Source organism: Pseudomonas sp. 05N434, assembly GCF_056396965.1.
In genome coordinates this window covers 1-7,568 of sequence record NZ_JBFTMK010000417.1, presented here as the reverse complement: position 1 = coordinate 7,568, position 7,568 = coordinate 1, and the positions used below count along the sequence as shown (strand labels likewise).

At 58.8% G+C, this 7,568-nt stretch carries 6 protein-coding genes and 1 pseudogene; 3 read left to right on the top strand and 4 right to left on the bottom strand.

All coding sequences use genetic code 11. The annotated features are described in order from the left end of the window. The 4 genes and pseudogenes from AC1DLB_RS22190 to AC1DLB_RS22175 form a co-directional block, all read right to left on the bottom strand. Positions 1–556: ribonuclease D (locus AC1DLB_RS22190; RefSeq protein ID WP_477785650.1), on the bottom strand; the 556-nt coding region annotated here is incomplete at its 3' end. 117 nt (positions 557–673) lie between these two features. After that, complete coding sequence (locus AC1DLB_RS22185) at positions 674–1,336, bottom strand: class I SAM-dependent methyltransferase (protein ID WP_477785649.1); 663 nt, start codon at positions 1,334–1,336, stop codon at positions 674–676. Between the two features lie 73 nt (positions 1,337–1,409). Next, positions 1,410–3,059 (bottom strand): phosphoethanolamine transferase, encoded by a 1,650-nt coding sequence (locus AC1DLB_RS22180; RefSeq protein ID WP_477785648.1) that lies wholly within the window; start codon positions 3,057–3,059, stop codon positions 1,410–1,412. Positions 3,060–3,225: 166 nt separating this feature from the next. Next, positions 3,226–4,422 (bottom strand): annotated as a pseudogene (locus tag AC1DLB_RS22175) (glutamine synthetase family protein); the annotation flags it as partial. A 478-nt stretch (positions 4,423–4,900) separates the two neighbouring features. On the opposite strand from AC1DLB_RS22175, the gene AC1DLB_RS22170 reads away from it, so the two are divergent. From AC1DLB_RS22170 to AC1DLB_RS22160, 3 genes are all read left to right on the top strand, one after another. Further along, positions 4,901–6,085: a cyanate transporter gene (locus tag AC1DLB_RS22170; RefSeq protein WP_477743393.1), complete on the top strand. Its 1,185-nt coding sequence runs from the start codon at positions 4,901–4,903 to the stop codon at positions 6,083–6,085. A gap of 15 nt (positions 6,086–6,100) precedes the next feature. After that, on the top strand, positions 6,101–7,048 hold the full coding sequence (locus tag AC1DLB_RS22165; RefSeq protein ID WP_477743392.1) for a DMT family transporter: 948 nt from the start codon (positions 6,101–6,103) through the stop codon (positions 7,046–7,048). A gap of 147 nt (positions 7,049–7,195) precedes the next feature. Further along, the coding region (locus AC1DLB_RS22160) for a LysR family transcriptional regulator (protein WP_477785647.1) at positions 7,196–7,568 on the top strand (373 nt) is incomplete at its 3' end.

Sequence of the window (7,568 nt, the reverse complement as noted above, 5' to 3'; positions counted from 1 at the left end):
CGGCACCGTCTTCCAGGACCCACGCGTATTTTTCGTCAGAAAGCTTCGGACGCAGCTGTACGAAAACCTCCGCCAGATGCACGGCATCTTCGGCGGCGTAGCTGATCTGAGTCTCGGACAGTGGACGTTGCAGCCAGTCGGAACGGGTCTCGCCCTTGGGCAGGTCGATGCCGAGCACGTCCTGCACCAGCCGCGAATAGCCCATGGAGAAACCCAGGTTCAGGTAAGCAGCGGCCAGTTGGGTGTCGAACAGCGGCGCCGGCAGACTGCCGGTCAGGCGCAGCAGGACTTCGAGGTCTTCGCTGCACGCATGCACGACCTTGACCACGGCCGGGTTTTCCAGCAACGCGGCCAGGGGCTGCCAGTTGTCGATGGTCAGTGGGTCAATCAGGTAAGCGCGTACGCCATCGCCGACCTGCAGCAGACCTGCGATCGGGTAAAAGGTGTCGACCCGCATGAATTCGGTGTCGAGGGCAACGAATGGCAGCTGCTGCCACTCGGTGCAAAACTGACCGAGGCTATCGTTGTCGCGAATCCAGTGAATATCGATGGCCACACGGCTCTCCCTTGAAGAATGGCGCGCAGTATATATCGCCCCCGGCGATTTCCGCGCATCCACTGAACAAGAGCTTTAGCGAAAATACCTGCCGGACAGCAAGAATTGTCTGAAAGGCTAGCTGTCCTTACGCAACACGTAGAGCCGCATCCGCGTGCAACCCGGTACCAAGTCCTGATGACTGAGCAAGCAGAAACCCGCTTGCCTGAACTCGGCCTCAAGCTCGGCCTTGCTGGCCTGTGGCTGGGCCTGTGCGCCCTCCACGTCCGAACGCTCGAGCTTGAAACGCCCATCAACCCGCACCGCCACAATCACGGTATCGCGACTGACCCGGTGGAACTCGCCCAGCATGGACAATCGATGCTCGGGACAGGCGATGCGTTGAAACAGTTGCAGGCAAAAAATGCAGTCAACCGCATTCGCCGACAAGCCGATGGTGAAGGCAGAACTCTGAAAGGTCTTGATCCGTTTCAGCAGGTTCTGCGGATGGTGGGTGCTGGCGTGATCGAGCATGTCCTGAGACGGATCGGTCGCGAGAATCACCCGGTTCGCATGCTCGGCCAGAACTGGCCAGAAACGCCCGACCCCGCAGGCCACATCAAGAATCAATCCCGGTTCGCCAGCGACCTGAAGCGCGTTACGYACCAATTGCTCTTCGCRCCAGAACGTCAAACGCCCCGCCAGGCCGCGCGGTCGCGGCTGTTTACAGACGCGGGCGTGTTCCTGATCGTAGCGCCGGGCGAACTCAAGCTCGAAGGCGGATGGGGGCTGCGCGGACATGTGTAATGGCTCTTGTTGGATGTTCCAGGCGCCGCAGATTAGCGGTCGTTACGTGAAAAAAAGCTCGAGTCGCTCATTTTTTAGCCAGCACACCGTCGCCCATTGCGCCGCGGCATCCGGCGAACATATCCAGACCCGGGTTGTAGACCGTGCTGTTGACCTCCAGCAGACCGAGCATCGAATGGAACAGGTTGTCCTGGCTCAAGGGTTTTTCACGACTCAGTTGCAGGCAATGGGTGTCCACCGAGAACGACTTTTGATAGCTGTCGGAGAACCACGCCAGCATCGCTACATGTTTCTGTTGTTCCGGTGCGAGCATGTAAGGCGTGCCATGCAGGAACAGGTTGTATTCGCCCAGCGACTCGCCGTGGTCCGACAGATACAGCATCGCGGTATCGACTTTGCCCTGGTTGCTGCGCAACAGATCGATCAGGGTCGACAGCACGTGGTCGGTATACACCAGCGTATTGTCGTAGCCATTAACGATGCTTTCGCGGCTGCAATTGTTCAGCGCATTGCTTTCACACACAGGTGTGAAGTGTTCGTATTCTTTCGGGTAGCGCTTGAAGTATTCCGGACCGTGACTGCCCATTTGGTGCAGGACCAGCACGGTGTCTTTATTCAGCGTGTCGATGAAGTGCTGCATGCCTTGCAGGAGAATTTCATCGCGGCACTCGCTGTTGGCGCACAGCACAGGGTCTTTCAGGTCACTCACGTCATCGACAGTGACCCGATCGCAGGTGCCTTTGCAGCCCGACTGGTTATCGCGCCAGATGACCTCGAGACCGGCACGCTTGAGCACGTCCAGCAGRCCTTCCTGGTTCTTCGCCTTGCTGGCGTCGTAATCCTTGCGACCCATGTTGGAGAACATGCAGGGCACCGACACCGCCGTTTCCGTCCCGCACGAATGCACATCGGTGAAGGCAATCAGGCCGGATTCCTTACTCAGTTTCGGCGTGGTGTCGCGGTCATAACCCAGGATGCCGAAGTTCTCGGCCCGGGCACTTTCGCCCACCACCAGTAYCGTCAGGGATTTACGGTCGTGGGCCTGCCAGGCCGGTTTTTTCTGGGCATCTTCACCCAGTTTGGCGAAAGGTTGCCGTGCAGACACCACTTGCTCACGCAGATAACCGAACGAGGCACCGATGTAGTTGCTCGGCACCACCATCAGACGCAATTCATGGTGATTGCGAAACAACGACGACAGGCCTTGATAGTTGACCAATGCGACACCGCCGATCACCGCAACCGACGCGACACTCACCAGCACTTTACTTAATAACTCACGGTGCCAGCGACGATAATTAACCGGGATTTTCCACAACAACCACGACGGCAAGACGCCGAGCAGCACGATATAAACAAACAGTTTTAGCGAGAGTAAGTCGCGTACTTCCGTGGCATTGGTTTCGGCGAAGTTACGCAACATACCGGCGTCGATCAGCACGCCATATTGGCTCATGAAGTACGCCACACCGGCACTGATCAGAAAGATCAGCGTCAACACGGGTTTCATCACGGGTCGGAATGCCAGCAAGGTCAGCACAATGTTGAAGGCCGCCAGGATCATCAGCCCGAACGCGACACGCATGACGATGCCTTGACCGTCTGCTGCGGTGATATCGAAGAGGTGTTGCCAGAGAACTAAATTGAACCCTGCCAATAGAAAGGCACTGGAAACCAACGTCACCCATTCGGGGCGCACGGCTTTGAACTTCAACATGTGATCGGCTGTTCCTGAAAAGAAGTGCCCGCGGCAAATGTGAAAATTTCATTGACCGAGACGCCACAAATCTTAATCAGTCAACCATCAATATTTCGTGAAAAAGAAGCCAACGAATAGTTGGCTTCTGGTATTAGGCCAAAACTTCCAACACTGGCGACCCGTTTCAAGCCTGATGCAGATACCAGCGCCAGTCCTGCTCACCGACTTCGCCCATGAATTGCCGGTATTCGGCGCGTTTCACTGCCAGATAGACACCTAGAAACTCACTGCCGAATGCTTCCCCGGCCCAATTCGAGCCTTCCAGCGCTCGCAACGTGGTCAACCAGTCGGTCGGCAACAATTGCGCGGCCTGGGCGTAACCGTTGCCCTCCACCGGCGCCCCGGGGTCAAGTTGCTCGCGGATGCCGCGATGAATACCGGCCAGGATCGCCGCCGCCGCCAGATACGGGTTGGCGTCGGCACCACAAATACGGTGCTCGATATGCCGGGAGAATGCCGGCCCGCCGGGCACTCGCAAACTCACGGTGCGGTTGTCCACGCCCCAGGTAGCCGCCAGAGGGGCGTAGCTGTTGGTCTGGAAACGGCGGTACGAGTTGGCGTTCGGACAGAACAACAGCAATGCATCGAGCAATGTGGCGAGCATTCCGCCGACCGCGTGTTTGAGCAGCGGCGTGCCGTCCGGGGCCTCGCTGGCGAACAGGTTATTGCCGTCCTTGTCCGCCAGGCTGACATGCATGTGCATGCCGGTGCCGGCCAGGTCATCGAACGGCTTGGCCATGAAACAAGCCGTCATCCCGTGCTTTTGCGCCACGCCCTTGACCAGCCGCTTGTAGCGCACGGCTTCGTCCATCGCCTGCAAAGCGTCGGTGCGGTGTTCGAGGGTGATTTCCACTTGCCCCGGCGCGTATTCGGAAATCGCCGTGCGCGCCGGAATGCCCTGGAGCTTGCAGGCGCTGTAGAGGTCGGCCAGAAATGGCTCGATCTGTTCCAGTTCACGCAAGCCGTAGACCTGAGTCCCGCGTGGCCGCCCGCCATCGACATCCCGCGCCGGTTGCGGCCGACCGTTGCCGTCGCGCTGCTGATCCAGCAGATAGAACTCCAGCTCCGCCGCCATCACCGGGTAATAACCGTCGGCCTGCAAGCCTTCGATGACCTTGGCCAGCAGGTGCCGTGGGTCGGCGATGGTCGCGGGCATGCCCTCTTGCGGATGCATGCTGACCTGCACCGCCGCCGTGGGAATCAATCGCCACGGCATGCGCTGCAAACTGCCGCTGACGGGATAAGCGCGGCAATCGATATCACCGACGTCCCAGACCAGACCGGAGTTTTCCACGTCATCGCCATTGATGGTCAGTCCCAGGGTTCTGTTCAAGAAACGTCAGGGCTTGTTCTTTCGTAGCGAAGGATGTCGTGGCACAGCTCATGGGAGACCTCGTCTTTCCGCGTCAGGCAAACGCACAGGCGCCGCCGGTTTGATCCCGGCGCACAGCGCGGGACCTGTCAGAACAATCAGCGGGAGATGCAGGAATCCGGCGGGCGCGCGTGACGGCAGTGCCACAGCGCCCAGAAGGCCAGTTCGGAAGGGAGTGCGACTGGACAACCGTCCATAGGGAAGACCGCGATAAACAGATGAGCAGCAGCGTCACACGGGCGGTTAAGCCGTTAAATCGGGATTTGAAGAACCTTGGGTGTGGATTGGCTAAACAATCGATTATTCGCTAAAGGGGATTAGCCGAGCGGTACAGTTATTTAATTTCTAAATACTGCTCCAGACTTTCTGATTTGCCGCCTCCAGGGCTCGCGCGCCTAATCGGCTCCTTGTTCCTGAAGGTCCGATTATGGAAAACGTTCGAGCAACCTCCCGCCCTGCCCCCTGGCTGATGTTCAGCATCATTCTTGTCGCCCTGAATCTGCGTCCGTCCATGGCCGCTGTCGGCCCGTTGCTGTCAGCCATTCGCGGTGATATCCCGCTGAGTTTCAGCCTGGCCTCGCTGTTGACCATGCTGCCAGTCATGGCCATGGGACTGGCAATGTTCTTTGGTATCGGTATCAGTCAGCGCTTGGGCGAGCAGCGCACCGTCGTGCTGTCGCTGCTGATCATCGGCCTGGCCACGGTGTCGCGGTTATTCCTTGATTCGGCGGCGGAACTGATCCTGAGCGCCGTGCTGGCCGGCGTCGGCATTGCGCTGATTCAGGCGCTGATGCCGGCCCTGATCAAGTCCCGTTTCAGCGACAACGTTTCCGTGTGCATGGGTCTCTACGTGACGTCGATCACGGCCGGCGCGGCAATTGCGGCGTCATTCGCGCCGTTGGTGATGACCCGCACCGGCAGTTGGCGAGTGGGGTTGGCGATCTGGGCGGCACTGGCGCTGGCGGCGTTGCTGTTCTGGTGCGTTCAACGCACGGGAATGCCGACATTGGGGGAAAAGTCGTCCCGCAAAGAATCCTTTTTCCGCAGTTCCCGTGCCTGGTTACTCGCGATCTTCTTCGGCCTGGGCACGGCGTCCTACACCTGTGTCCTGGCCTGGCTGGCACCGTACTACGTGGAAAAAGGCTGGAGCGAACAACAGGCCGGCTTGTTACTGGGCTTTTTGACGGCCATGGAAGTGTTGTCGGGGCTACTGACGCCCGCCATCGCCAACCGCAGCCGTGACCGGCGCCTGGTGCTGGTGGTGTTACTGGCACTGATCATGGCCGGTTTTTGCGGTCTGATTCTGAGCCCGCAACACCTGAGCCTGCTGTGGCCGTGCCTGCTGGGACTGGGCATCGGCGGGCTGTTCCCGATGAGCCTGATCGTGTCGCTGGATCATCTGGACAATCCCCAACGCGCGGGTGGGTTGACCGCCTTCGTGCAAGGCATCGGTTACCTGATCGCCGGCCTCTCGCCGCTGATCGCCGGGATGATTCGCGATCAACTGGGCAGTTTCGAATGGGCCTGGTGGTCACTGATGGGCGTCATGGCACTGATGATTCTGATGGTTCTGCGCTTCGATCCGCGGCATTACGCCAAACACATTCATTAACCCGGAACCCCCACCATGAAACGCAAAGGTTTTGCTGCCGCTCACGTCGGCATGTTGCTCTGGGCGCTGTTGATTGCCGTCTCGTTTTCCGCGGCAGCCCAGGTCAGCCAGGCCATCGACCCGATTCTGCTGACCGGGTTGCGCTTGTTGTGTTGCGCCCTGGTGTTTTTACCCCTGCTGCTGTTCAAGGGCGATACCGCCATGACCGCCCGCGGCCTGCTCGGTCATGCCGTGCTCGGCATGCTGCTGGCGCTGTACTTCGGCTCGTTGTTCGAAGCACTGCGTTACACTTCGGCGGTGAACACCGGGACGATGTTCACTCTGGTGCCGTTGCTGACACTGCTGTTCGAAGCCATCCTGACACCCGACAGCCGCCTGAAACAGCGCGTGTTGCCCATGCTGGTTGCCGCGGCCGGCGCCATGCTGCTGGTATTGAAAGGCGCAGGCCCCGGCGAACTGCCGTCGCTGTACGCGGTATCGGTGTATGCGGTCGGTTGCCTGGCAATGGCGCTCTACTCGCCCCTGAGTCAACGGCTCAAGGCCAACAGCCTCAAGGGGCGCGGCCCGGTGGGCATGACTTTCTGGAACATGCTGTTCGGCGCACTGTTTCTATTGGCGTTTTGTGGATTCAGCGGCGGCTGGCGTTCGGCGTCGTTGCTGAGCGCGAGCGATCTCTGGTGGTTGATCTACCTGGCCCTGTTTGCCACCCTGGCGACTTTCTGGCTGCTGCATCGAGCCATTGGCGTGATCGCCCCTTCCTCAGTCATTTCCTACATCTACCTGAGCACCCTGTTCATCACATTGTTCCACTGGTTGTGGCTACGTCAGTCGCCACGCGCCCTGGAAATCATCGGCGCGTTGCTGGTGGGCGTCGGCATGTTGGCGCTGTTAATATCCAGCCGCGATGCGATGCCTGCACAGCAATCAGCGCTGAAGGCCTCTGGCCATGTTTCGGGCGATTGAATTCACAGGTCGTGTTCATAACACTATCTGTCCCACAACTGACCATGAAACATCCTACAAGGCATTCTCTTGGTACTATCGTTCCGCTAAGATCATTCGCACACGTTTGCGCACGGTCAGCGCAAGGAGCACAGCGAGACAGAACGGATGCTGAACAGTAACTTGCTTAGAAAGCTCGATATGCAAGACCTCATGGTGTTTGTTGCCGTGTATGAGCAAAGCAGCGTCACCGGTGTGTCGGAGGCACTTTGCGTCAGCCAGTCCACCGTGAGTTACTGCCTGAAAAAACTGCGCACCAGTTTCGAAGACGAGTTAYTCATCAATACCCGCACGGGTATGCGCCCCACCTACAAAGCCAGCACCATGTATGCCCATGTGCTGAAGATTCTCGAAAGCATCAACCTGTGTCACGCCGGGACACCAACGTTCGATCCGACCTTGCAACCAGTCACCTTCAATATCTGTGCGCCGGAGTACTTCGAGCAACTGATCCTGCCGCGCCTGTTGAAGAGCTTCGATT

Excerpts from the sequence above, each read along its gene's own strand:
- AC1DLB_RS22170 (WP_477743393.1), top strand. The coding sequence starts at position 4,901 with ATGGAAAACGTTCGAGCAACCTCCCGCCCTGCCCCCTGGCTGATGTTC.
- AC1DLB_RS22165 (WP_477743392.1), top strand. The coding sequence starts at position 6,101 with ATGAAACGCAAAGGTTTTGCTGCCGCTCACGTCGGCATGTTGCTCTGG.